At 60.2% G+C, this 25741-nt stretch carries 23 protein-coding genes; 12 read left to right on the forward strand and 11 right to left on the reverse strand.

Features of this window, described 5'->3' with window-relative positions:
* Positions 1-381 precede the first annotated feature (381 nt).
* The 4 genes from FW756_RS02225 to FW756_RS02240 all read left to right on the forward strand — a co-directional run bounded on the left by FW756_RS02225 (position 382) and on the right by FW756_RS02240 (position 3304).
* A complete protein-coding gene (locus tag FW756_RS02225; protein ID WP_446428549.1) occupies positions 382-1086 on the forward strand; it encodes a phosphonatase-like hydrolase in 705 nt (234 codons plus the stop codon).
* A complete protein-coding gene (locus FW756_RS02230) occupies positions 1086-2192 on the forward strand; it encodes a TIGR03364 family FAD-dependent oxidoreductase (RefSeq protein ID WP_446428550.1) in 1107 nt (368 codons plus the stop codon). Before FW756_RS02225 ends, FW756_RS02230 begins: the two co-directional genes overlap by 1 nt.
* Positions 2193-2321: 129 nt before the next feature.
* Complete coding sequence (locus tag FW756_RS02235; RefSeq protein WP_446428551.1) at positions 2322-3008, forward strand: alkaline phosphatase family protein; 687 nt, start codon at positions 2322-2324, stop codon at positions 3006-3008.
* Complete coding sequence (locus FW756_RS02240; protein WP_446428552.1) at positions 3005-3304, forward strand: hypothetical protein; 300 nt, start codon at positions 3005-3007, stop codon at positions 3302-3304. Before FW756_RS02235 ends, FW756_RS02240 begins: the two co-directional genes overlap by 4 nt.
* A 138-nt stretch (positions 3305-3442) precedes the next feature.
* On the opposite strand, the gene FW756_RS02245 is transcribed toward FW756_RS02240, so the two are convergent.
* The 8 genes from FW756_RS02245 to FW756_RS02280 form a co-directional block, all read right to left on the reverse strand.
* Positions 3443-4597 (reverse strand): ABC transporter ATP-binding protein, encoded by a 1155-nt coding sequence (locus tag FW756_RS02245; RefSeq protein ID WP_446428553.1) that lies wholly within the window; start codon positions 4595-4597, stop codon positions 3443-3445.
* The gene (locus FW756_RS02250; protein ID WP_446428554.1) at positions 4594-5499 is read right to left on the reverse strand and encodes an ABC transporter permease; all 906 of its coding nucleotides are present in this window, start codon (positions 5497-5499) and stop codon (positions 4594-4596) included. The genes FW756_RS02245 and FW756_RS02250 overlap by 4 nt, the downstream gene beginning before the upstream one ends.
* Positions 5481-6377, reverse strand: a complete 897-nt coding sequence (locus FW756_RS02255) for an ABC transporter permease (protein ID WP_446428555.1) — start codon at positions 6375-6377, stop codon at positions 5481-5483. The genes FW756_RS02250 and FW756_RS02255 overlap by 19 nt, the downstream gene beginning before the upstream one ends.
* The gene (locus tag FW756_RS02260; protein ID WP_446428556.1) at positions 6374-7504 is read right to left on the reverse strand and encodes an ABC transporter substrate-binding protein; all 1131 of its coding nucleotides are present in this window, start codon (positions 7502-7504) and stop codon (positions 6374-6376) included. Before FW756_RS02260 ends, FW756_RS02255 begins: the two co-directional genes overlap by 4 nt.
* 183 nt (positions 7505-7687) lie before the next feature.
* Positions 7688-8026, reverse strand: coding sequence for an Rv3654c family TadE-like protein (locus tag FW756_RS02265; RefSeq protein WP_446428557.1), 339 nt, complete (start codon positions 8024-8026; stop codon positions 7688-7690).
* Complete coding sequence (locus FW756_RS02270; protein WP_446428558.1) at positions 8023-8337, reverse strand: TadE family type IV pilus minor pilin; 315 nt, start codon at positions 8335-8337, stop codon at positions 8023-8025. Before FW756_RS02270 ends, FW756_RS02265 begins: the two co-directional genes overlap by 4 nt.
* A 36-nt stretch (positions 8338-8373) precedes the next feature.
* Positions 8374-8637 (reverse strand): DUF4244 domain-containing protein, encoded by a 264-nt coding sequence (locus FW756_RS02275; protein WP_446428559.1) that lies wholly within the window; start codon positions 8635-8637, stop codon positions 8374-8376.
* Positions 8638-8792: 155 nt separating this feature from the next.
* Positions 8793-8915 (reverse strand): hypothetical protein, encoded by a 123-nt coding sequence (locus FW756_RS02280; RefSeq protein WP_446428560.1) that lies wholly within the window; start codon positions 8913-8915, stop codon positions 8793-8795.
* A gap of 391 nt (positions 8916-9306) precedes the next feature.
* Here FW756_RS02280 and FW756_RS02285 point away from each other — a divergent pair, with 391 nt between their 5' ends.
* From FW756_RS02285 to FW756_RS02305, 5 genes are all read left to right on the forward strand, one after another.
* Positions 9307-10386 carry an ABC transporter permease gene (locus FW756_RS02285; protein WP_446428561.1) on the forward strand — a complete coding sequence of 360 codons (1080 nt, stop codon included), beginning with the start codon at positions 9307-9309 and terminating at the stop codon, positions 10384-10386.
* On the forward strand, positions 10383-11276 hold the full coding sequence (locus tag FW756_RS02290; RefSeq protein WP_446428562.1) for an ABC transporter permease: 894 nt from the start codon (positions 10383-10385) through the stop codon (positions 11274-11276). Before FW756_RS02285 ends, FW756_RS02290 begins: the two co-directional genes overlap by 4 nt.
* Positions 11273-12064, forward strand: coding sequence for an ABC transporter ATP-binding protein (locus FW756_RS02295; RefSeq protein WP_446428563.1), 792 nt, complete (start codon positions 11273-11275; stop codon positions 12062-12064). Before FW756_RS02290 ends, FW756_RS02295 begins: the two co-directional genes overlap by 4 nt.
* Entirely contained in the window at positions 12061-12849 is a 789-nt protein-coding gene (locus FW756_RS02300) for an ABC transporter ATP-binding protein (RefSeq protein WP_446428564.1), read from the forward strand. The genes FW756_RS02295 and FW756_RS02300 overlap by 4 nt, the downstream gene beginning before the upstream one ends.
* 130 nt (positions 12850-12979) lie before the next feature.
* On the forward strand, positions 12980-14560 hold the full coding sequence (locus FW756_RS02305) for an ABC transporter substrate-binding protein (protein WP_446428565.1): 1581 nt from the start codon (positions 12980-12982) through the stop codon (positions 14558-14560).
* Between the two features lie 126 nt (positions 14561-14686).
* Here the strand turns inward: FW756_RS02305 and FW756_RS02310 are convergent, their stop codons facing one another.
* From FW756_RS02310 to FW756_RS02320, 3 genes are all read right to left on the reverse strand, one after another.
* A complete protein-coding gene (locus tag FW756_RS02310; RefSeq protein WP_446428566.1) occupies positions 14687-16045 on the reverse strand; it encodes an aminopeptidase C in 1359 nt (452 codons plus the stop codon).
* 93 nt (positions 16046-16138) lie between these two features.
* Complete coding sequence (locus FW756_RS02315) at positions 16139-17173, reverse strand: CNNM domain-containing protein (protein WP_446428567.1); 1035 nt, start codon at positions 17171-17173, stop codon at positions 16139-16141.
* The gene (locus tag FW756_RS02320; RefSeq protein WP_446428568.1) at positions 17170-18597 is read right to left on the reverse strand and encodes a hemolysin family protein; all 1428 of its coding nucleotides are present in this window, start codon (positions 18595-18597) and stop codon (positions 17170-17172) included. Before FW756_RS02320 ends, FW756_RS02315 begins: the two co-directional genes overlap by 4 nt.
* Positions 18598-19001: 404 nt before the next feature.
* On the opposite strand from FW756_RS02320, the gene FW756_RS02325 reads away from it, so the two are divergent.
* From FW756_RS02325 to FW756_RS02335, 3 genes are all read left to right on the forward strand, one after another.
* Positions 19002-19853, forward strand: a complete 852-nt coding sequence (locus tag FW756_RS02325; RefSeq protein WP_446428569.1) for a 3-hydroxyacyl-CoA dehydrogenase — start codon at positions 19002-19004, stop codon at positions 19851-19853.
* 226 nt (positions 19854-20079) lie between these two features.
* Complete coding sequence (locus FW756_RS02330; protein ID WP_446428570.1) at positions 20080-23763, forward strand: phosphodiester glycosidase family protein; 3684 nt, start codon at positions 20080-20082, stop codon at positions 23761-23763.
* Between the two features lie 200 nt (positions 23764-23963).
* Positions 23964-25739, forward strand: a complete 1776-nt coding sequence (locus tag FW756_RS02335; RefSeq protein ID WP_446428571.1) for an Ig domain-containing protein — start codon at positions 23964-23966, stop codon at positions 25737-25739.
* Positions 25740-25741 lie beyond the last annotated feature (2 nt).

Below are 25741 nucleotides of genomic sequence, written 5' to 3' on the forward strand. Positions count from 1 at the left end.
GCAGTACCTGCAAGGCTACGATACACAGCCTGACCTGCAGTTCGTTGCGAGATGCCACTTACATGCTGTGCGCTTTCACCCAAGTTCAGGCGCAATTGCACGTCATTGCATCGTACCGCCGTGTGCAGCAAGAGCGATAACCCGGTGCGGGACGGCGCGCAATCTGCCCGGCTCTGCACCCCGTCACAAAGGTTGTACAGACAGGCCTCACCACAGTCAGCTGACATTCTTTCGTTGTCGTTTGGGGTCTGCGCACAGTGTTCTCCAGCCATTTACCCGGTGTTCCCCGCCCGCTTTACCTCCGTTGATGTTGCGTCAATACCGTTGGCCAGGGCCAGCACCACAGGGTGCATGGCTGCACAACGAAAGAGGTTTTCTGTAATGGTTTCACTCGTCACTCTTGACGTCGCCGGCACCACTGTCAACGAGCGCGGTGCGGTATACGACACGCTGAAGGCTGTCGTTGAAGAGGCGCTGTCTGTGACACTCTCTGACGACGATCTTCGCCCCGCACTCGGCGCGAACAAGGCTGAGGCAATCGCTGGGTTCCTCACCAAGTTCCGCGGCGAGGCTGACCCCGAACTCGTCAATGAGCTCTTCCTAAAGTTCCGTGGCTTGCTTGAGCAGACCTACCGCGAGCAGCCGCCAGTAGAGCTGCCTGGCGTGGTTGATGCGATCCGCCGTATGCGTGCCGCAGGCATGCAGGTCTCGCTCACCACCGGATTTGATCGCGGAGTCACCCAGATGATCCTCGACGCGCTCGGCTGGACCGTTGGCCCAGAGGCAACTGACACCGTTGACTTCGCCATCACCTCTGATGACGTCTCGACCGGCCGCCCCGCTCCCGAGCTCATTCAGGTTGCAATGCAGCGTGCTGGCGTCACCGACCCCGAGCAGGTTGTCGCGGCTGGCGACACCGAGCTTGACCTCGCGGCAGGCATGAACGCCGGTGCGAAGTACGTCGTCGCAGTGACGACCGGTGCACAGGCGGCGGATCACCTCGCGAAGTTCCCGCACACCCACGTGTGCGACGTTCGCGATCTGCCCGAACTGCTCGGCGTCCCCGCAGCAGTCGCAGCTGAGTAATGACCGACCACACATTCGACCTCGCGGTCGTTGGGTCCGGCGTTATTGGCCTCGCTCACGCTGCGCTTGCAGCTGAGCGAGGCCTGCGGGTCGTCGTGCTCGAGCGAACTGATCGACCGGTTGGCGCTTCGATCCGCAACTTCGGGCACGTCGGCATCACCACCCAGGACGGTGAAGGTCTGGAGTATGCGCTCGCAGGCCGCGCCCACTGGCTCCGCTTCGCTGAGCGTGCTGGGTTCTGGATCCGCCCAGCAGGCACCATGATCGTCGCTCGCGCTGACGATGAATGGTCGCTGCTTGAGCGGTTTGCAGACATGCGCGGCGACGCCGTTGAACTGCTCTCACCCGCGCGGGTGCAGGGGCATGCCACGATTGCGGATCCGCGCCTCGTCGGCGCAGCATTCTGCGGCAACGATCTGCGAATCAACTCGCCTGAGGCGATTCCGGCGCTCGTTGCTCATCTCGCCGCAACCGGGGTTGAATTCCGGTTCCAGACGAACGTCACCGGGGTTGCAACAGGCATCGTACAGACCAGCCGTGGCGACGTTCACGCGGATCGGATCGTCGTTGCGACCGGGCACGACCTCGACGTGCTCTTCCCTGAGCTGGCAGAGCAGGATGGCTTCACTCGGTGCCTCCTGCACATGCTGGAAACGGATGCGCCCGAGGGCAGCCACTTTGATCCGGTCATCCTCACCGGGACCGCGGTCACCCGCTATGACGGGCTCTCGCAACTCCCTGAGGCGCAGAGCATTCGGGAGCGCATGGCGAATGACGCTCCTGAACTCATCGAAGCGCACGTGAATATCAAGATGTCACAGCGCCCGAATGGCCGTCTGGTGATTGGGGACACACACGCCTACGCGCAGACGCATGAGCCGTTTAAGGACGAGGCACTCGATCTGCTGCTGCTTCGCGAATTCGAACAGCTCCTCGGCGCACCGCTCACGGTACGACGCAGGTGGCACGGCGAATACGCGACCGCCGCTGCTGATGATTTCTACGTGCGCGAACCTCACCCGGGTGTCTTCATTGCCTGCGTCACAAACGGCACCGGCATGAGCACGGGCATGGGCTTTGCTGAGTCGGTGTTGAACCGGTTCTAACGTCTGCTTCTGGCTCGCCCAGAGGCGCCACAACGGTGCGGTTGATCAACAGAATCTCTGATCAACCGCACCGTTTCGTGTGTTCACGCACCCACTCCACGCTTTTCTCATTACTTTCTGGAGCCACGTATGAGCTACTCCCCCGCTTCATTTCATCTCGCACCGCTTCCCGCGCGACGCCGCCGCATCCTTCTGGTCGGCATCGACGGCCTGCGCATCGACCTCGCAGTCGACGCCGGGCTCATGCCCACCCTTGTCGACCTTGCGATACGTGGAAGCCGTCACCGTATGGTCGTCGCGCCACCGACGCTCTCAGGGCCGAGCTGGGCAACGATCCTCACTGGCGCGACCATCGCTGAACATGGTGTGGTCGATAACCAGTTCCTCACATCGTCGCTGCCTCGCTACCCCGATCTGCTCAGTCGAGCGTTCTATGCGGATCAGCGGCGCGTCACGTTCGCGGCAGCCAGTTGGCCGCCACTCGTGGATCCACGTGGATTTGGCCCGATCATTCACGAGCGTGCTGAGCAGCACAGGGCTGGGCTTCACAGGGTCGTCGTCCGTGACGGTGAGACACGAGGATACGTCCCGCTCGACGCAGAAATGGTCGACCATGTGATGTGGTCGCTCCGGTTCGACACCCCTGACGTGTGCTTCCTGCATCTCTGCGCGGCAGACGAGGCCGGGCACCTGCACGGACCGCACTCCCTGAGTACGCTGCCGCGCTCACAGGTATCGACGCGCACCTCAGGCGACTTTCCGCTGAGGTCGCTCGGCTCGCGGCTGAAACCGGAGATGAGTGGGTACTTGCGGTGACCAGTGATCACGGGCACCTGGATGCTGGCGGCCACGGCGGCGACAGCGCCATCGAACGCGAGTCTTTTGTCATTCTGCACCGCCCAGGGGCCGGTGCCCTTGACTGGCCGGCCGAGATTGCGCCGACCGAGGTGACGCCGCGACTCCTCGACTTCCTCAACAGCGGTGTCTCGGATGCCGGAGATGCGTCGGATGGATCCGGTACTCAGGGCGCTCAGGGCGCTCAGGGTGCTCATGGTGTTGCAGCCGCAGGAGACACAGCAGACGCGACCACTCGCAGCGCCTCAGCATCGTAGCTCGTTCGGGCAAACCGGGCAGGCTCAAGACAGCACGAAGCGGGGCGGATCAGGCATTGCCTTGATCCGCCCCGCTTCGTGCTGCGATGAGGTCACCGTGGGAGCCTCCCTCGCGTGTGAACCCCTGCGGCGAGCCTGCTACAGCGTTGACTGCTCCCGCTCGAATGCTGCGGGTTCGGGCACCGCAAGCGGTACCGGCGCATGCAACCACTCTGGGATCGTGGCGTCGGAAGCAACCCGGTAAATCGCGGGCTGTGTGAGGCGGATCGAGACGCGCTCGCCAACCGGGACCTGCACGATCTGGTGCGTCGGCAAGTCGATCTTGATGCGATGTGCCTGGTCGAATGTCTCAACCGTCACGCGTGTGGTCGCACCCAAGAACAGATGGGACGTCACGGTACCGACCGGGTCCATCGATGGTTCACAAATGAGCGCATCAGGCCGGACGAAGATCCGGTCGCTCGCCTTGCCAGACTCAGGTGCACGCCAAACATCTGGCTGCGGGGCACGTGGTGTGACAGGAAGCTCGTTGGTGACGCCAACAAATCCAGCAACGAACGAGTCCTCTGGCCGGAAGAACAGCTCGTCAGGGGCCGCGATTTGTTGAATCTGGCCGTCACGCATGACCGCAACGCGATCGGCCATTGCGAGGGCTTCCTCCTGGTCGTGTGTCACAAACACAACGGTGATGCCGGTACGCAACTGGAGCTCGCGGATCTCTTCACGGAGTTCCGAGCGCACCTGTGCGTCGAGGGCCGAGAGCGGCTCGTCAAGCAACAGAATTCCTGGGCTGATCGCGAGTGCGCGCGCGAGTGCAACGCGCTGCTGCTGACCGCCAGAGAGTTGGTTTGGGTAGCGGTCTTCAAAGCCATCGAGGCGGACGAGTGCAAGCATCTCGCGTGCGATGCGTGCACGTTCGGCGCGCGACACCTTGCGCAGGGCGAGCCCGAACTCTACGTTCTTGCGAACGGTGAGATTGGGAAAGAGGCTGTACGACTGGAAGACCATCCCGATCTCACGACGATGCGGCGGCAACGGGAGCACAGATTTTCCATTGACGAGGACATCGCCGCTGCTGGGAGTTTCAAACCCACCGAGAATGCGGAGCGCGGTGGTCTTGCCGCAACCCGAAGGGCCAAGGAGTGCAATAAACTCACCGGCTTTGATGTCGAGTGAGAGATCCTTGAGAACGCTCGTGGAGCCGTACGACTTCTGTACATTGCGGTATTCGATGGCCGCGCCGACCGGCGCAGTTTGCTGGACCGTGGGAGCTACGGAGAGTGGTGAAGTCATGAACGGACCTTTCGACGTGCTACCCGGCGGGGAGCTTGGAGAACGAGAATCATCAGCATCCACGAGAGCAACGTGACGAGCAGTGACACTGCAATTGAGGTGCGGAAGTTACTTCCGGACAGCGTCATGAGCTCAACGGAGAGCGTGTGGAAGCCGAGAGAAATGGAGAAGGTGTATTCAGCGAGTCCTGCCGAGAGCCCGAAGAATGCGCAGTACCAGAGCGCCGCACCAATGTTCGGCGCAATCACGCGAAATACCGCGACCGGGAATGGAGCGCCGAGTCCACGCGCGCTATCGAGCAACTGCGCAACGGGGATTGCGGCAAGGGCATTATCGATGATGCGGAAAGTGAACGGCAGCAACACAATGACGTAGCAGCCGAGCAACACGAGTGGGAACGAAGGGTCCTGCAGGAACTGGCTCACCGCACGCCCAACTTCACCCGCGTTCACACCGGCGCGGAGCACCGCAAGCACACCGGCGACAAGGGCGATAGCTGGGACGACGAGCGGAACCATGCAGATTGCTTCAACAAGCGGACGATACCGCTGTGCCGACACGTGCAACAACACCACCGTTGGCACCAAGATCACCAGCAGGAGCGCGACTGAGACGAGCGAGAGACCCAGGGAGAGACCCAGGCTCCCCATAACCGCTGGCGAGGAGATCGCATCGGTGAGCGCGGTAAGGGTGAGGCCTTCTGACGGGATCCAGAAGCTAAACCACAGACCCGCAAGCATAGGAATGGCGATGAATGCTGCCATTGCGATGAGCGCGGCAGCCGCAACGACGCGTGGCCAGCGCGGCGCACGGTACGGACGAGCTTCTGGGGCCACCGCTTCTCGTGAGGCATTGCCATGAAGCTGCTGCTGAGCAGCGGGATCTACTTCGAGGAGAGCCACCGGCGACTCCGTTTCTGTAGTGGGAGCGAAATCGCGAGCGTGACCGCTGCGACAAGAATCATGTTCACGCTGAGCGCCATGGCGACGTTTTCTTGACCGGAAGAGTTGCCGCCAGTGAGCAGACCAGCAATCTTGAGCGTGACGAGTGGGAAGTTTGCGCCACCGATCAATGCCGCAGCAGAGACGTGTGTGGCGAACGAGGCGCCGAAGAGCAACACGAAGCCGCTGAGTAGCGCAGGTGTCACAACGGGAAGGCCAACGCGTAGCCAAAACTGATGAGATGGCGCCCCGAGAGATGCCGCGGCTTCCTTCCATTCGCGTTTGACGCCCTGGAGGGTGGGGAGGAACAGCATGATCATCGTCGGAATGAGGAAGTACTGATACATCAACACCAGGCCTTGCGCGCTGTAGAGCGAGAATCCCCAGTCTTCGAGTGGGAGCGCCTGAGTCAGAATGCCGACGGTGCCAAGCACCACTATGAACGAGAACGCCAAGCTGATTCCGCCGGAGTTTGCGAGCACGGTCGCAAGCACTTTCGTCACGCCATCAAGCCGTTCAGAGTTGAGTGTGACGATGGCTTGAGCAAGAAGCGCCCCGCACACGGTGCCGATGACGGCGGCAATGAGACTGATTTGGATGCTGTTGAGAATCGCTTCACCTTGGCCACCCGTCACGCTCAACACAAAGTTGTCGAGTCCAAACGCAGTTTCGCCAGGGGCACCTACAACGGGAACTCTGAACGACGAGACCAGAATGCCGATCAGGGGTATCCCGAGGAACACAAACGTGAACCCGAAGAACGGCAGCAGCCCGAGGGTGCCGCGCGGGACCCGCAGGCGATTCGCCTGAGGCCCCGCGCTCGTGACCTGAGAGGTCATGCTGTAGTGACCGCCAGCCATGCCGAAGTCAGCTGCTGCTTGGCAGCCTCGCGCTGTTCACCGGACGGGATGAGAGCTTCACCGGTTGCGGCAGGAAGCTCGGCGAGCGCGGTTGCGTCTGCGGTGCCTGCCTCCGTCATTTCTGCGAGGCGAACCGGACGGGTCTGCCCTTGCAGGAAAATGTTTTGACCTTCTTCGCTGAAGATGAACTCCAGCCACAGACGCGCTGCCGCGGGGTGTGGGGCATCGGCGTTAATCGATGCCGCGTAGTAGGACGACCAGAGAACATCGGTGGGGACGTTCACTGCAAAGTCAATGCCTGCGTCAGCAAGCTTTGCCGCTGAGGCAACGTTCAGGTAGTCCCAGCTCAATACGATGGGCGTCTCGCCGCGCTCGATGGTGCCGTCGTTTGCCACGACTTTCGTCATGTTGCCTGAGTCAGAAAGCTTCTGGAAGAAGTCAACGCCCGGCTGGATGTCTTCGAGCGAACCACCGTTTGCGAGAGACATCGCCCAGACGATGTTGAACTCGAGTTCACCGGAGGTTGGATCCTCAAATGCGCCAATCTTGCCCTTGTATTCAGGCTTTGCAAGATCTGCAATGGCAGTCGGGCAGTTGTCGATACGCGTGGTGTCGCAGCCGATGCTCATGTAGCCGCCATACTGGCTCGTCCACTGGTCAGTCTTGCTACGCAACGCGCCATCAAGGTTTTCTGCGCCGGCAGGACGATATTCAGCGAGCAGATTCTGAGCCGCGCCGTCTTCAGCGAAAGACACACCAGTATCGAGATAATCAATTGAACGGTCTTGGCCGACACGTTGCTGAATCACGTTGATTTGTTCTTGGCTTGAACTCATCGAGACATCGTTGTTGATTTCGATGCCGTACTTCTCGGTGAACGCCGACTTCAGCGCACCGTAGTTGGCCCAATCGTCGAAGAGCCCCATGGTGTTCAGGGTGCCCTCTTCTTGCGCTGCACTGATGAGGGCTTCCATGCCACCGCCCGCTTCAGCGGTGGTGGCAGTTGCCCAGGGTGACTCCGCCGACTGATCAGATGAGCTTGAGCATCCGGTCAGTGTGAGCGCCGCAACAACAAGCGCGGTGGCGGAAAGGGGGAGCAGCTTCATTCCGTAAGCCCTTCAAGGTCAAAATTTCGTAAAAAAAGACCGACAGATCGGCCGGTCGTGAACTATTTGACCAGCGTGAATTTAACGGTCGCTAACCACGAATCGGCGGCGAGGTAAACAGCGTGGTTCGCTCACGTACGTCAGGTTTCTCACGGGTGTCGAGCTGTTGACCCAGTGGGTTTCTTACGAGGGTGCTTTCTGCATGTCAGGTGGCCCGGCGCGTGCCGATGCGGTGGCAACGAGCCCTACGCCTGTCGCATGCACGGTGATGCGAACAGACAGGGTGCTGGCGTCCACCTCACAAGACACCAGCTCAGCTGCTCCAGCCACAGCGACTTCTCCAGCGAGGTCGCATGGTTCCCGCTCAAACAGACCTAGCAACGCGTCAGCTGCGGCGAGCGCAGCAGCATCTGATGCTGCGCTCGCCTCGGCAACTGCAACCGAATACTGCGCTGCGCCAAGCACGACGCCCCCACACACCACGGTTGCAGCGATACACCCGACCGCGACCGGCACGCTCATGGTCTTCCCTCGCTGACTGCCGCACAGCCCCGAGCGCTGAGCCGCAGCATGCTGAGTAGCCCGGTGCCTGGGCTCGCTGCTGCGGAGATACAAAGTAGTTCGCCCCGCCGTTCACGTGAGATATCTGGCCTTGCAGGGAACTGCGCGATGAGTTGAGCCGCGAGTTCTGCATCCCCACGCGCTTCAAGGCGAGCCACAGCCCCGGCAAGACCTGTGAGCCCGGTTCGATAGGCGACCATGGAGACACCGCCAACGACGATGCCAAACACCAGCAGCACCATGGGCAAGGTCAGTGCGAACTCAGCAGTCACGCTGCCCCGTTCTTCGCGTAGGAACTTTGCAAGCACCTACCCGCCGCCCAAGGCTTTCTGAACAATGTCCATGAGCATCGATTTCACTTCGCCAGATTGCATAATGACGATGAGTAGCCCGGCGAATGCAACCGCTGCCATGATGATCAGTGCGTATTCTGCGGTGACCGCCCCGCGTTCTTCTCGCCGCAGTCTGCGGATCTTGTAGAACATGCGAAGGCGTATACGTTCGAGGTGTCTTCGCAGTTGGCGTACGTGTGTTGCGAACGGCGTATGGCGGTTGCGCGTAGTTGTGTTCATGTAGTTTTCCTCCTGCAGGATCGCGTGTGACCGAAGTTGGTCTTGCAATGATGCAGCGCTGCAGCACCGCTTGAATTCGTTCTCCACAACGACGGTGAGTAAACCGGAATACAGGGTTTGCGTTTTGGGTGTGAGCAACAGCCTCCCGCGCAAAGTCACAGCACCATGTGTCTCGCTACTGCTGCGGCGGCTGCGGCTGCGGCTGCGGCTGCGGCGGCTGCGGCTGCAGCCGCGGCTGCGGCTGCGGCTGCGGCTGCGGCTGCGAGAAAGACTTCCATCGTCCGATTCCGCGCCGATCGCAGAGGTCCCCAGCGACAAGTTTTACGATTCGTATCCCCCTGACCTACACGCCAAGGCAATGCAATTTACGCGCTGAAACACGCCAGTTTCAATCAAGCTTGGGATCATACGTCACAAATCTCTTGACCAAGTCGCATAAATGATGTTGCATGGTCAACACTCAGCCCTCTCAAAGTCGAGCAGGGGTTGCCCTCAACAATTGAATCCTTCCGGAACCAGCGCGTGCACCAGCACGCCAGCTCCAGAAACGAAAGTGACTATGACGCAACGACGCGATCTTTACATCACCCATTCGCTCCCCCACAAACGTTCCACCGCAAGACCCAGCTCCGCAGCCCCGACCAGCTCATACGTGATGTAGGCCGCACCATGGCAACAACGACCATCACCGATACAGGCTCGCAGCCACGGATCCGCCCGCCGAAACTGCACCCCCTGTTGCGCTACGTCCTGATTCGCTTAGGAATCAGCTTGCTCCTCATCTGGGGCGTCACCGTCGTCACCTTCTTGCTGACCAACCTCGTCCCCGCCGACCCCGTCCAGGCAATCCTGGGCGACCGCGCATCGGCAGACCCAGCAAAGGTGGCCCAGGCTCGCATCGATCTTGGGCTCGATCAGCCACTCATCGTGCAGTACTGGACCTATCTCACGAACCTGCTCCACGGCGACCTCGGGATTTCGAACCAGACCCGCATCCCAGTGACCGAATCGATCGGCAAAGTCTTCCCGGCCTCGGCTGAACTCGGCCTCGGTGCGATCCTCATCGCGATCTTCTTCGGCCTGCTGCTCGGGCTTCTCGCCGCGCTGCGTCACAACAAGCCGACCGACTACATCGTTCGCGCGATCAGCCTCATCGGCATCTCAGCACCGACGTTCTGGGTCGCAACCGTGAGCTACTACGTGCTGTCGTTCAAGCTCGGAATCATCAGTGGTGCTGGCCGTCTCGACCCGTGGGTCACTCCCCCACCGCACGTGACCGGCATGTACACGATTGACTCGTTGCTCGCGGGAGACATGGAAGTCTTCACCAACGCGCTGCAGCACCTCATTCTGCCGTCGTGCGTACTCGCCCTCTTCACCGTCGGTTTGCTCGCCCGCTTCAGCCGCTCGAGCGTGCTCGATGTTATGAACCTCGACTACGTCACCGCGGCCCGGGCAAAGGGCCTCCCGGGCAGCACCGTCACCTTTAAGTACATCTTCCGCGGCGCCCTTGTCCCGATCATCACGGTCGTTGGTCTCGCGTTTGGATCATTGCTCTCTGGCGCCGTGCTCACCGAGACGGTGTTCGCATGGGGCGGCCTCGGACAATTCGCGTTCAGAGGCGCAACAGCCCTCGATCTCCCCGTCATCATGGGTGTCGGCCTCATCATCGGCATCATTTACATCTCCGTGAACTTCCTCGTCGATGTCATTTACGGTCTCGTCGATCCGAGAGTGAGGGTCAAGTGACCACTACAAGCATTACCGAGGCAATCAACCTCGGCATCCGTCGCTGGCGTTGGCGCTTTCCGAAGTCCCTCCGCACTCCCCTTGGCATCGCAGGGACGATCATTCTCGTGTTCTGGATCCTCGTCTCGATCTTTGCGCCGCTCCTTGCACCGCATGATCCGCTCGCCCAGGTCTTCCCACGCCTCACCGCACCAGGTGAAGTCACCGCACTCGGTACCGACAGCCTCGGCCGCGATATGCTCTCGCGCGTCATCATGTCGGCGCAGACCAGCCTTCCTGCTGCACTGCTCGTGGTGTTCTGTTCGGCCCTTATCGGCTCGATTCTCGGTGCGATCGCGGGCTACTTCGGCAAGTGGGTCGATGAGACAATCATGCGTTTGGCGGATCTCGTCTTCGCCTTCCCCACCATCATTCTCGCGATGGTCATCGCCGCGTCCCTCGGCCCAGGCTTGAAGAACGCGATCATTGCGATCCTCATCGTGTCATGGCCGGGGTATGCGCGAACCACCCGCGCACTCGTCATGTCAGCCCGCAACAGTGAGTACGTCGTGGCAGGCAGGCTCCTCGGATTTAGTCCGTGGCGTTCGCTCTTCCGTGATATCTCGCCCAACGTGGTGTCACCGGTGGTTGTGCTCGCAACGCTCGGCGTCGGCGAAGCCATCCTCACCATGGCGGGATTGTCATTCCTCGGCCTCGGCGTGGTACCACCAACACCCGACTGGGGTGCAATGATCAGCGAAGGCGTCTCACAGTTCAATGCATGGTGGATCGCACTCTTCCCCGGCATCTGTATTTTGACGGTGGTCATGGGCTTCAACTTCATCGGTGACAGCCTGCGCGATGCCCTTGACCCGCGCACTGCAAAGCAAGTACAGGGGGCGAACGCATGAGCGTCATCAAGCTCACAGACCTCAACCTCGTTGTTGGTGAAGGACCGAGTGCGAATCACATCTTGCACGATGTCTCCTTCACGCTTGAGGCAGGCACCATCACCGGAGTTGCTGGCGCATCAGGTTCAGGCAAGACACAAACCGGCATGGCGATTATGGGGCTCTCCCCTGATGGGGCGAAGCTCTCCGGCAGCATCGACTTTGATGGCCAGGAGCTCGTCGGCCTCCCGCCAAAGCAGCACAACGATCTGCGTGGAAACCAGCTCGCGATGGTCTTCCAGGACCCGGCGTCGGCCTTCCATCCGATGCTGTCGATCGGCCAGCAGGTGACTGACCACATTCGACACCACGAAAAGATCAGTAAAAAAGATGCGCTCAAGCGAGCTGCCGAGATGCTCGCGAAAACGCGAGTGCCGAACCCAGAAGAGGCGCTGAAAAAGTATCCGCATCAGTTCTCTGGTGGCCAGCTGCAGCGCATCGCCTTCGCGACCGCGATCATCGCCTCGCCCCGCGTGCTCATCGCTGATGAGCCGACAACCGCACTTGACGTGACCGTTCAAGCTGGCGTGCTCAAGCTGTTGCGCGATCTCTGCGACGAGTTCAACCTCGCGGTCCTCCTCGTGACACACGACTTCGGCGTGCTGTCATCGGTCGCAGACAAGATCGTCGTCATGCAGCACGGCCGCGTCGTCGAGATCGGCGACCGTGAGTCGGTCATCGTCACCCCGCAGCACGCATACACGCGCTCGCTCATTGAATCGCTGCCAGGAACGGAGCTCGCACGATGAACACTGGTGAACCCCTCCTCACGCTCACAGACGTGGAATGCGAGTACAAACTCAACGGTGGCGGCCGATTCCGCGCGGTGAACGGCGTCTCACTCGAGCTCGGTGAATCCGAGGTGCTCGGTCTCGTCGGTGAGTCCGGCTGCGGCAAATCCACGCTCGCAAAGCTCATTTGTGGTCTCGAAAAGACTTCTGAAGGCTCGATTGAGTACCAAGGCAATCAGGTCAAGCCACTCGGCTTCAAGAAACGAAGTGCAGCGATGATGGGCATTCAGATGGTGTTCCAGAACCCGTACGCCTCGCTGAACCCGCGACGAAAGATCCGCGCCCAGATCGAAGATGCGCTTGCGCTCGACCCATCAGGACGCTGGAACGTCGAGGCCTTGCTCGATGCCGTAGACCTCCCAGCAAACGCTGCCGACCGGTACCCGCACGCCTTTTCTGGCGGTCAGCGACAGCGCGTCGCGATCGCACGGGCACTTGCTGCGGGGCCCAAGGTGCTCATCGGTGATGAGCCGATCGCGTCACTCGACGCATTTTTGCAGTCGCGGATCGCAAAACTCATGCGCGACCTCGCGATTGAGTCGGGAGCATCAATGATTTTCATCAGCCACGATCTCTCAGTTGTGCGTGAAATCGCCGACCGTGTGGCGGTGATGGAGGCCGGCAAGATTGTCGAGTCCGGCCCCACCGAAACCATCTGGAACACTCCAGCTCACCCGTATACGAAGCGTCTGCTCGGGGCGATTCCGATCGTCGATGGGAAGGGGGTCATTCCCGGGGTATGACGCCCGCACAGTGATGGGTGCCGAGCCACTCGGCCCCACGCGATGTTTCAGTTCGGAAAAATCTATATACCCTCATCAGATTCCTCTGATGAGATCACCCTGCTTGATTCAATGAAGAAGAGAGTACGCAATGAAGCGGTATCCAAAAGTAATGATCTCGGCTGCAGCAATTACTTGCCTCGCAGCCTCCATGACGGCGTGCAGTAGCGGCGACAAGGGCGGCGACGCCGGTGAGAAGAAGGGTGGCGACACCCTCGTCGTGCAGACCAGCTTCGACCTCATGACGATTGACCCGGCTCGCCAGTTCGAGTTCACCGGCTCGACCGTCGATGACGCGATCTACCAGACCGTATTGAACTTCGACAACGGTGACTTCACCAAGCCGATCGACGGCCTGTGCTCATATGACATCACCGATGACAGCCTCGTGACCACCCTCACCTGTGAAGACTCTGGCGCCAAGTTCTCGAATGGTGACCCCGTCACCGTCGATGACATCGTCTGGTCGTTCCAGCGCCTGCAGGGTGTGAAGGGCAACCCCTCGTTCTACCTCGACGGCGTGACCGTCGCGAAGGTAGATGAGAAGACTGTCACGCTCACCAGCGAGACTGCCAACCCAGCGATTCCCTACATCCTTCCGAACTCGAACCTCGGCATCCTGAATTCAAAGGTGGTGAAGGAGAACGGTGGCACCACCGATGAGTCGGACGGTGCTGAGCAGTTCCTCAACACCAATTCGCAGGGCTCAGGCCCGTACGTCATCGAAACCTACGAACCAGACAGCCGCGTTGTACTCACCTACAACGAGCACTACAACGGCCCCGAGCCGAAGTTCAAGCGCGTGGTCATGAACAATGTTTCGGCAGAAACACAGCTCACCGATATCCAGTCGGGCCAGGCAAACGTCGTGCTCGACCTCAGCCCTGACCAGGTCGCAAGCCTGCCAGAAGGCTCGGTGCAGGTTTCGTCGGTTCCCTCGACCAAGACCATCTACATCTTCTCGAATGACAATCCTGAGGTCAGCGACATCACCTCGAACGAGGACTTCCGTGAAGCACTCCGCTACGCGGTCGATTACGACAAGGTACTCGAGCTCGCGGGCAAGGGCGCATCGCGCATGGCAAGTGTCGTGCCCAACGAGTTCCTCGGCGCAGTCCCCGTCGATAAAGCACCACAGCGCGACCTCGAGAAGGTCAAAGCTTCCCTCGAGAAGGCTGGCTACAACGGCGAAGCGATTCCGTTCCACTACAACAGCGACTCAACCGTGCTCGGTGTGAACATCGCGCTCCTCGCAGAGTCGCTCCAGGCACACCTGAAGGAAGCCGGCATCAATATCGACCTCAAGCCAGCACCTGCAGCAACCCAGCTCGATGGCTACCGCTCAGGCAAGCAGCCCATGGGCATCGGTAACTGGGGTGCAGACTTCCCTGACCCCACCAACTACCTCACGTTCACCCCTGGTGACTCGGTCTCACTTCGTGCAGGCTGGGAAGCATCGACCGCTCCCGAGGTTATGGCGCTGAAGGAAGCCGCAGCGAAAGCTTCGGGCGACGATCGTGGACCCGCATACGAGGCGCTCTTCGAGAAGGCAGCTCAGGTTGGTCCGTTCATTCCGCTCGTACAGCCCGTGCAGACGGTTGTCGTCGACAACTCGATCACGAGCTTCGTATCGAACGCCGATAACAGCTTCGAGTTCGCGACCGCGAAGTAGCAGCTGACAGCACACGATGGCGGCCCCTCAGGATTCAGTTCCTGAGGGGCCGCCATCGTATTTCTTACGGCCGCAGGCCTTGCGGACGCACGCTCTGCGCGAGGTATTTTCCTCGTGGGGCGCGGATCAGGCCAAAGCGCCCATCGGATCCCACGGATCGAGCACGATCGGATCTTCATGCAACGCAGCCGCTAGGTCTGCGGGCAACGAGTCCTTGTGGACGACGACCTCAAAGACATACTCGTCGAACCACGAATCGTCCATGGTGCAGAAGCCTTTGTCGAACTTTTCAGAACCCCAACTGTTTTCCACGCGCCACCTGCGGGCCGATCCGCCCACCAAATCGACACCGGTGAACAGCATTGCGTGCGTCATCGCCGAGTCACCGTAGCGCACGCGATCTTCTTTCGTCGTGGCGAGGTCGACACCGTAGGTCGCAGAATAGTTGATGAGGTCGGCCGACCAGATGCCTTGCTTGGCTTCCATCTGCGGGTCGACGTCACAACCGAACCACACCGGCTCCCCCGCGACGATGCTCGCTGCGGCGAGGCGTTTCATCGTGCCGGTGTCGGTATTCAGGTAGCGCACGGGTTGACCGCCAACGACATTGCCGAGGTGAGCGACCGTGAGTGTGCGACCCTTCGGATGCTCGACCCGTGGGTCGTCAACGAGGCACACGTAGTCCCCCAGATTGATGTCGGTGAAGGATGCGAGGAAGGACTGCGGTGTGAAGGTTCCGCCTGAGTGGAACTCGCGGTCGTCATCATTCCACTGCCATTCGAAGCTGCGTGGCGGGACCCCGAGGTGGATCGTGAGCACCCGATGGGTATCCTGCAGAATCGAGTCTTTGAGCGCAGAGATCTCAGCGTCGCTCGCGCCGTCATCGACCGCCTCGCGCAGCAACCTGGCCCCCTTGCGCAACAGCGTGCGCAGCGAGGTGTTCATCGCCGCTGTGCACGACGATGACTCAGTCTCTGGCATGAGCTCTTTGGGAACGACGCCGTGCTTCTGGAAGATCGAGACCTCCATGTCCCACTGACCGCCGTCATCGGCGACGCTCGCCAACAAGAACGAGACCGTACGGTCGTTCGGCTCGCGATCAGCGAGGCCGATCATGTCTTCGAGGAAGTAGTTTGCGCGCTCAATCTTGTCCCAGTACATCGCGTGGTTCTGACTGAACTCAAAGTCTTTGAGCTTGAGCTTTTTGCGCGCATCTGTTCGCAGCAGGTTCAACGCGGCAAACAACCAGCAACGACCAGATTTCTTCTGGTCTGCTGCTTTCCAGTCATCAAGCCGGTTCGACATGCTGAGTTGCACACCAAGCAAACGATCACGGTCGAGTGCAACCTCCTCAATTGAGGTGCGCGTGACCGCGTTCATCGCAAGTTTCGCTGTTGGGTCAGCGGCAAACGCCGCGTCCCACTTCGCGAGTTTCGTGCTCGTCAAAGCACCAGGAATACGTGTTGCATCATTGCCGTTCCGCATGAGGCGAGGCTATCAGGCGCACTGATGCGTGAACAGAGCCCGTTCATCAACATATTGTCGGTGAACGGGCTCTGGTCTCTGCACGAGCTTGGTCTATGCAGTGACCTGCGGTGCCTCAGCTTGCGCTTCACCTGTTCCAGGCAGGATCTCGCGCAACAGATCGTCAAGGGTGACCACGCCGACGAGTCGATCCGCGTCGGTCACCACCGCAAGCTGCTGCCGTGCCTGACGCATCTGCACGAGCGCGTCATATGCAGTGGCATCAGCAGCGAGCACAACCGGCTGACGTGCGATGCTCGCTGCCGGGGCCTCAGGTGCCGCCGTGAGTGAATCGCGCACGTGTGCAACTTGGCAGTCAGCGTCGGTTCCCAGCAGAATGCGCAGATGCCCGGACGCTGCAGCTGCGGATTGCACATCACGCACAGTGGCGGTGAGCGGCACTGCAGTCGGGCGCTGACCGTCACCGATCACGTCACGCACCGTGAGTGTCGACAACGAGATCGTGTGCGCGATCGGCTCTGCGAGCTGTTCTTCGAGCGCGCCAGCCGCACGCGAGTTCGCAACGAGCTGCCTGATTGTGTCAGCATCTTGGCCGCCGGCCGCGGCCTTCTCCACTGGCTCAACGCCAGAGGCGAGCACGAGACGGTTCGCGATCCGGTTGATCCACAGCAGGAACGGTCGCAGCGGCCACGTCATGGCGCGAGCGGTAATCGCTGTTGCTTTTGCAGCGGTCTCCGGATGCGCGATAGCCCAGGACTTCGGCGCCATCTCACCAATCACCAGGTGCAAGAAGGTGACAAAAATCAGTGCGAGCATGAACGCGGTGATGTCAGCGGCCACGGCGGGAATGCCCCACGCAAGGAACACCGGTGACAGCGCATAGTCGATCGCTGGCTTGGTGATTGCACCAAGCAAGAACGTACAGATCGTAATGCCCAACTGCGCGAACGCGAGGAGCACGGTGAGTTCGTTCATGCTGCGAAGTGCGGCCCGCGCGGATCGGCTCTGGTCGGCCTCAGCCTCCAGTCGATGGCGGCGTGCAGCAAGAAGCGCGAACTCGACAATCACGAAGAATGCGCTCGCGATGATCAGCGCGACGGTAATCAGTGTGACAAGCCACCAACTCATCGGGACACCTCCTCATCCGAACTCGCGACATTCAACGGTGCTGCGCCCGCGTCCGCTGCGCCCGCGTCCGCTACATCCGTGCGCTCAAGGAGCTCCACATTGACGAGCGCCGGTACGTGGCGCTCCACCTCGGTCACTTGTATTTCGAGCCAGCGTTCGACAAGAACGCCCTGCGCGACCTCGCCGGGTTTTGCGGGCAGCGTGATCCGCACCCGCGTGCCCACAGGCACCAAGTCACCGTGTGTACGGATGAGCAGGCCTGCGACGGTCTCGTCTCTGTCAGCGTCGAGGTCGTGGCCGATGAGTCGTTCGACCTCATCAAGGTGGACATCGCCAGCGAGCTCCCATGCATTCGCACCAACAGCGCGAGACGGCTCAGCGTCGGTGTCATGTTCGTCAGCGAGCTCGCCAATGACTTCTTCGGTGAGGTCTTCAACCGTCAGAATGCCATCGAAGTTGCCGTGCTCGTCGATCACGCAGACCAGCTCGTTGCCAGTCTCACGCATGCGCTGCAGTGCCAACGGGAGTCGCATGGCGTTCGGTACAACAACGACAGGCCGCATCATCTCGGTGACCGGCGCATCATCTGCATACTCACCGCGCAACACGTCGATGAGTTCAACGAGACCAACCGGTTCGTCCTTTGCCCCGACGACCGGATAACGAGTGTGTCCTGCCGCCATCAATGAGCGGATCTCCCCCACTGTGGTGGCCGCTGCCACCGCGTCGACCCGAGAACGCGGAACCATCGCGTGCCCAACGTCGCGCTGCGGAAAGTCAAGAATGCGGTCAAAGACGTTCGATAGATCGTCCGAAAGGTGACCGCTACGACGGGATTCCTCAATGATCGCTTCGAGATCACGCGAGTTCGCGCTCTCGTCAACGTCTTCGAGCGGTTCGATGCGCAAGAGTCGCAACAGCACGTTTGCGGCCTTGTCGAAGATCGTAATCAGCCAGCCAAAGAGCAACAGATAGATGCGCGTCGGTACTGCGAGCATCCGCGCCAGCTTCTCTGGGCTCGCAATCGCAAGATTCTTCGGGTACAGCTCACCAAAAATCATGGTGACGACCGTGGCAAGCACGAGCGCAGCTGCCGTGCCAATGAGCACAGACACGACAGGGTCGATGCCAACGCCGCCGAGTAGCGTGCTGAGTGATTCACCAATCAACGGCTCGGCGACGTAGCCGATCATCAGACCGGTCACCGTGATTCCGAGCTGAGCACCGGACAGCATGAATGAGGTGCGCTTCGTAATGGCGAGTACCCGTTGCGCTTGGGCGTCGCCCTTTTCAGCAAGCGCGGTCATGCGTGACCGGTCTACCGACATGTAGGCGAATTCTTGGGCAACGAAGAAGCCGCAGGCCACGATGATGGCCAGTGTGAGAAGCACCCCGAGCAGGAGCGTCAGTGCCGCAACAATCATTTGATCTCACCCCCTCGAACAACGAGGGGGTCGGGAGATCGACCCTCCTGGTCAGAGGATGAACTTCGATGGCTCACAGTGTTCCTTCACGTGGGTCAAGTTGCAGTAGCCTCACATTACCGATTTACGGCCACATAGACGCTTAAAAGACGCTGTTAATTCGGGCCGATGGGCGCACCAATAGGTCGCGAAACCTACACAAATCCAGGGCTTGCATCGCGCGAAAACGACCCTCTTTTGTGAGGGGCGCACAAGGATGTTTAAACTCGTCACAATTTCACTGTTTTACACAGTTTGATCAGGTAATTCTGCGAGAATCTATGTATCGCCAAGGTCGTTGCCATCCAACGCCGGCGTAGCGTCTCGGCGCACCCACCGAGATGCGACAACATCTTGGAGGAAGTATGCAGAATCTCACCGTCCTCGGCACCGGAGTGCTCGGGTCACAGATCATTTTCCAGTCGGCATACGCGGGTAAGACCGTCGTAGCTTACGACATCAACGATGACATCTTGGCAAAGCTTCCTGCTCGTTGGGAGCAGCTCAAGCCCGCGTATCTGCGCGATGTGCCAGGCGCCACCTCTGAAAAGCTTGACGCCGCAGTTGCGCGGATCCGCCCATCATCAGACCTCGCCGATGCCGTGAGGGACGCAGACCTCATTATTGAGGCTGTCCCTGAGCGCCTCGACATTAAGCAGCAGACTTGGGAGCAGGTGAGCAAGGTTGCCCCAGCGAAGACAATCTTCGCGACCAACTCCTCAACGCTGCTGCCGAGTGACATCGCACCGTTCACCGACCGTCCCGAAAAGTTCCTCGCGATGCACTTCGCAAACCAGATCTGGATGTTCAACGTCTGCGAGATCATGGAGCATCCCGGCACTGATTCGGTAGCCTTCGACGCGGCAGTCGGGTTCGCAACCGAAATTGGCATGGAGCCAGTGCGTATCCATAAGGAACAGCCAGGCTACGTGCTCAACAGCTTGCTTGTCCCCTTCCTCGATGCAGCTGCTCAGTTGCTCGTGCGTGGCGTCTCAAGCGTGGAAGATATCGATAAGACCTGGCGCATTTCGACCGGCGCTCCCAAGGGGCCGTTCGAGATTTACGACATCGTCGGTATGAATACTCCTTACAACCTGTCAAAGGACAGCGCCGACCCCGAGAAGCGCAAGTTCGCTGAGCTCATCAAGACTGAGTACATCGACAAGGGCTACCTCGGCATCGCAACCGGTCGTGGGTTCTACGATTACAGCAAGTAGCCGCGACCGCGCACAGCGCGAATCACGCATGCCGGAGGCCCGGGCTCAACACGAGCTCGGGCCTCCGGCATGCGATGCCTAACCGTCGTTCGGTTGTTACCGTCCGTTCACCAGCGCGAAAGCTCGCCTCCCTACGCTCAATAATCGCGTGCGATCATCTGCTGCAAGACAGCAACATCAAGATTCGCGCGCCTTTTGGGATTAAGGAAAGGTTTCCGGCAATAACGTGTCTTGGTTCTCCCGCACTTCAACAAGAACAACGCTCGCAGTAGGTCTCTGCCTCGGGCTTGTCACGAGCGGCGTTGCCCTCGCTGCTCCGCTCCCCGTCACCGCCAGCTATGCAGCACCAGATACTGGCGGACTCGATCTCGGTGGACGTGAGTCCAGCCTGCTGCGTGCAGACACCCGTCAGGTCGCGCCTGGTCTCAAAGCCACCAGTTTTGATCGTTTGCAGGGCGAGGGTTGGGTGACCGGAGACGTCTTGGTCGCCGACCTGTCAACCCCGTCCCTCAGCATGGACGTTCGAGATTCTGGCAGCCTCACGAGCCCAGCACCTGTCACCGAACACACGCTGGGTGATCATGCAGTTGCCGCAGTCAACGGCTCGTTCTTTGACATCAACAATTCTGGCGTGGCACAGGGCACAAACGTTTCTTCCACTGAAGGTGTGAAGACCACGAGCGGTTCACCCGTTGAGAGTTTCACTGTCGCTCAGGGACTCGCCGCAATTCAGGCACTCACCTCTGCCGCGACCGTCGACATCGCTGGCGTACAGCAGCACGTCAGTACGGTGAACAATATTGGCATTCCGCAAGATGGCATCGGGTACTTCACCACAATGTGGGGCGAGTACCCCATCTCACGCGCCATTGGCGGCCCGGCAAACATCGATCCGAAGTTCCTTCGAGTCGAAGTCGTTGACGGCGTTGTTTCGCGCATGACCTCTGACCTCGCAGAAATCACTGGCCCGACTGCCATCCCAGCTGGCACCGGGGTGTTGCTGGCTCGAGGCGCTGGCGTCGATCACTTCGCAAATGTACAACCCGGCGATGCGCTGCCAGTGGCCGTCGCGGCGAGCGCTGATGTCGACCTGGCAATCAGCGGTAACCAACGTCTGGTAGCTGATGGCCAGGTTGTGGGCGAGCCTGGCAAGGGCGAACCTCGTACGGCGGTAGGTGTGAGTGCAGACGGCAGCACGGTCTACGTTGTCTCGCTCGATGGCCGTCAGAGCCACTCACGCGGCATGGCACTGGACGAGCTTGGTGAGTTCATGGTTGAGCTCGGCGCGCACAATGCGGTCAATCTTGACGGCGGCGGATCGAGCACCCTCCTGCTGCGCGAGCCAGGGACTGACGAACTGAGCGTTGCAAATGCGCCTTCAGATGGGCATTTGCGCAGCGTTCCAAACAGTCTCGTGTTCTCGTCGACTGCCGAGAACACTGGCCTCGCAGATGTGATGGCGAAGCCACAGTCTGACCTTGAGGACGCCGACGCAGTATTCCCCGGTTTCTCACGCACGGTTGCGGGTGTTGGACTTGATGCAAACCGCAGCGCCCTCACCACCGCAGGCGAGTTCACGATCGATGGCGACAACGCAACGCTTGAGCCAGTCGATGCTGACACCGTGAGGGTGAAGGGTGTCTCACCAGGCACCGCCCCTGTCACGTTCACTGCAGAGGGCAAATCCGCAACGACCGAACTTCGTGTCCTCGGCGAGCTCGACCGCCTCCGCGCTAGCCAGAGCGTTATCTCGCTCGTTGATGCCGGTGACAGCGCCACTGTGACGATCACCGGTCTCGACAAGGATGGCTTTGGCGCTCCCCTCGAAGCCTCAGATCTCACGGTCACCGCTGGCGCAGACGTCACGGTTGAGTCAGTAGATGGCAACACGTTCACCATTACCCCGAACACCCCTTCTGGTGCAGCCACTGTGTCGTTCTCGGCGGGCGACCGCCGTGTCGATGTTGCGGTCACCATTGGTCTTGAAGAAGTCCCTGTCTCGGACCTCAGTAACGCCAAGGACTGGACATTCCGTTCTGACCGCGCAACCGGCGCACTCGAAGGCGCCACCGGGCCGAACGGTGAAAACGCACTGAAGCTCACCTACGATTTCGCCTCCTCAACAGGCACTCGTGGCGCATATGCCGTTGCGCCTGAACCCATCGAAATTCCGGGGCAGCCCAAGGCGCTCAAGATGTGGGTACACGGTGACGGCAATAGCACGTGGCCCCGCCTGCAGATGAAGACCGGTGCCGGTACCACCATCAACATTGATGGCCCTCACACCAGCTGGACTGGTTGGCAGGAACTCACGTTCAACGTTCCAGTCGGCACCGCGTACCCGCTCAAGCTCGAGCGAGTACGCATGATGGAAACCTCCGCTGCAAAGCAGTACACGGGCGAAACCATGTTCGCTGATATTCGTGCGGTCGTTGCTCCTGAGGTCGCGCAGCCGCAGGCGTCGGTGGTGCATGATCCGCTCGTCGTGACCAACGGCACTGTGGACCAGCGTGCACAGCGAATCGCCGTCATGAGCGATGCACAGTTCGTTGCACGCAACCCAGATGGCGCAAATGTACAGGGCGCACGTCAGACACTGCGTGAGATTCTCGCGGCAAAGCCAGAGATGTTTGTCATCACCGGTGACTTCGTTGACGAGGCCTCCCCAGAGGACTTCGATCTCGCACGCAAGATCCTCGACGAAGAAATCGGCGACAAGCTGCCCTGGGTATACGTGCCAGGCAACCATGAGGTCATGGGCGGCCCGATTGAGAACTTCATCGCAGAGTTCGGCCCAACCAAGACCAAGCAGCAGGTCGGAAGCACGCTGGTTGTCACGTTGAACACCGCAAACGGCTCGTTCAACGGCTCTGACAAGAAGCAAATGCGCTTCCTTGAGGACGCGCTCGCTGAAGCGGAGAAGGATTCGACCATTACCGGCGTACTCGTGTTCGCGCATCACCCGGTCGATGATCCGAAGAGCAGCAAGGACAGCCAGATCTCTGACCGCATCGAGGCAAAGCGTTACCAGGATCGCCTCGCAGAGTTCCGTGCAGACACCGGCAAGTCGATCGCTTCGATCAATGGCCACGCGGGTGTCTTCCACGCAACGAGCCACGAAGGTGTCTCGACGTTGCTCACCGGCAACTCGGGCAAATCACCATCGGGCGCACCAAACCAGGGCGGGTTCACTGGCTGGGCCATGCTCGGCATTAACCCGAACTCGGGCATTGTCGGACTCGATCCGGCGCCAGTCACCAGCCGTACCAACTGGCTGCAGGCAGAGGTGAAGCCGCGGGTCGACGAGCTCACCCTTGGCGCCACCGCAGCGGTGCCAGGTGCGATGACTGTCGGCGAGACTGTCGCTGTCGACGCGACCATTTCACAGGATGGTGGGCGGATCGTTCCTGTCGCTTGGCCAATGAGCGCGAACTGGGGCGGCGAAGCCGTTGTCATCGATGATGGCTCGGTCGAAACCGACAAGCGCGGAGCCGCAGTCAGCACGACCGCGAGCGAGAAGGCTGGCGAAGGCGTGGTTCGTTTCAACCCTGCAACCGGCGCCCTCACCGCGATCGCTCCGGGCACCGCTCACCTGCAGGTCACTGTCAACGGCGTCACTACCGCACACGCCATTACCGTGGCAGACAACACCACTGGACCTGTTGATCCGGGCGGCCCAGGAACCCCTGGCGACGGTGGCAACAGTGACGGTGGATCTGATGGCGGTACCGGCGGTACCGGCGCTGACGGCAACGGCGGCAACGGAACCGGAACAGCAGCACATGCAGGTGCCGAAGGGGCTCTCGCAAACACTGGTGGATCCGAGTTCCAGGCTGCGCTCACCATCGGACTGGCCGTGGTACTGCTCACCGCGGGTGGAGTGATCTTCATCAAGCGTCGCCGCGCATAACACCACAACACTGAGCGCTGCAGGCCGTCATATTCTTTGACGGCCTGCAGCGCTCAACCTTATCTGCACGCGCAATGTGACTACCTCCTACGCAAACGACACCTGTTGCAAGATGAGTTGTTCTGTCGCACAAAACCATTGACTCTATGAAGTTTTAGTGGTTAGCCTACGAGCAAGAATGCCCTCAAGAAGGAGAAGTCTTGCACGTCGATGTGAACAGAGCTACCGGCCTCGCCCTTGTCGCAGGTCTCCTAACATTCGGTGTCGCTGCATCGCCGGCAATCGCTTCGGCAGCGGACCCTCGGCCGCTTATCGAGATTGTCGAGGAGCTTGCTGGACCCGACCGTTTCTTCGTATCTCCAGATGACAGCACCGTGTTCGTGCTGAACTCGTGGGGCGAGGGCAACACCATCGACACCGAAACTCGGCAAATCACCGGCTCGTTCCCCGCAATCGACAACATGGGCTACCTCATGACCCAGACACCAAAGGCTCAGGGCCCGGTCTATCCAATCGTCACATACGACGGGTACGCGCTCTTCGACCTCGCCACTCGTACCCATCAGCAATTCGTCATTGACCCGCTCCCAGGAGAGTCGTACCCACCTTCATTTACTCACATCGTTGCGAACGCAGCGGGTGACATCAGTGCAATTACCGCCGAAGGCGAATATCTCACGCTTAATGGTGCCACTGTGACTTCGTCAAAGCGCATCCGTGACGAAGATGGTTGGCCATCGATCACCGGTGTTTCTACCAATGGCAACCTGTATTTCGAAACCTACTACGACCCAAATCCCCCGTATTCTTCACTCATCAATGTCATCGACATGAGCTCTGGTGAAGTCATCGCAACCCTCCCAGAGGGGCCAGCAGGTCAGTTCGATCCACTGGGATTTGATGTGTCAGAAGACTCGCTCTGGGGAACCTACTTCGACGATCCCGAAACACTCGTCAACCTGGCTCTCCCCTCAGGAGAAGAGCTCGGACGCACCGAGGTTGGCCCGAATGGGTTTGGCGTGGTCTTCGCCGACTCGGCGGCCGACTGGTTTATCGCAAGCGGCAACCCGACCCCCGGTGGTGGCCTTGGGCCTGATGCTGAAATCGGTGCGCGCGATGCCGGCTGCTGCCTCACCGGCATGTATCGAATGCCAGAGAACGGTGACGTCATTTACTACGACGTTGAGATGCGCAGGCTCGGATTTATCACTGCACCAAGCATCACCCACCCAGTAGATGCCGTCGTCGACCGTCTCGGCGATACCGTGATGTTCACTTCCGATGCCGAAGGCCTTGCACTCACAGAAGACGAGCCGGGAGCAGCATACGGTGCCCCATTTGGCGCGATCTGGCAATCGTCACCTGACGGGGAAACCTGGACCGATATTCCAGGGGAAACCAACAACACACTCACGAGAACCGTCAACGCCGAAACCTACCCGCTGCAGTACCGTAGGCACTTCCTTGACCCATTCTGGGGCAAGGCACCAAGCTCTTCGCCTGCAAAGATGCAAGGCAAGGCTCCAGAGATCACCCGCGCCGATGACCTGCCGAACGCAACGAAAGGCTCGGCATACCCCAGCGAGACAATCACAGCCACCGGTCAGTCAGACATGGTCTGGTCAAGCGGTGATCTCCCAGCAGGCCTCACTCTCGATGCGCAGACCGGTGCTATTACTGGCACGCCAACCGCCTCAGGTGCGAGCCAGTTCACTGTAACAGTGACAGACGTGTTCGGCACTCACAGCAAGCTCTTCAACCTGAAAGTCACCGACGGATCTGTCGTGCCACCTGGCCCAGGCCCCAAGCCTGGCCCTGGACCCACCCCAAAACCAGTTGACCCGGCAACCCCCACCCCGCTCGCACACACCGGCGGGTTTGACTGGGCCCCAGCTGCCGGAATCGCTGCACTGCTCGTAGCGGCAGGTGCGTCAACCTTGTTGGTACGCAGGAAGTCCCGAACCGCGTCGAACTAGGC

The organism is Leucobacter sp. 1207-22 (assembly GCF_052850455.1).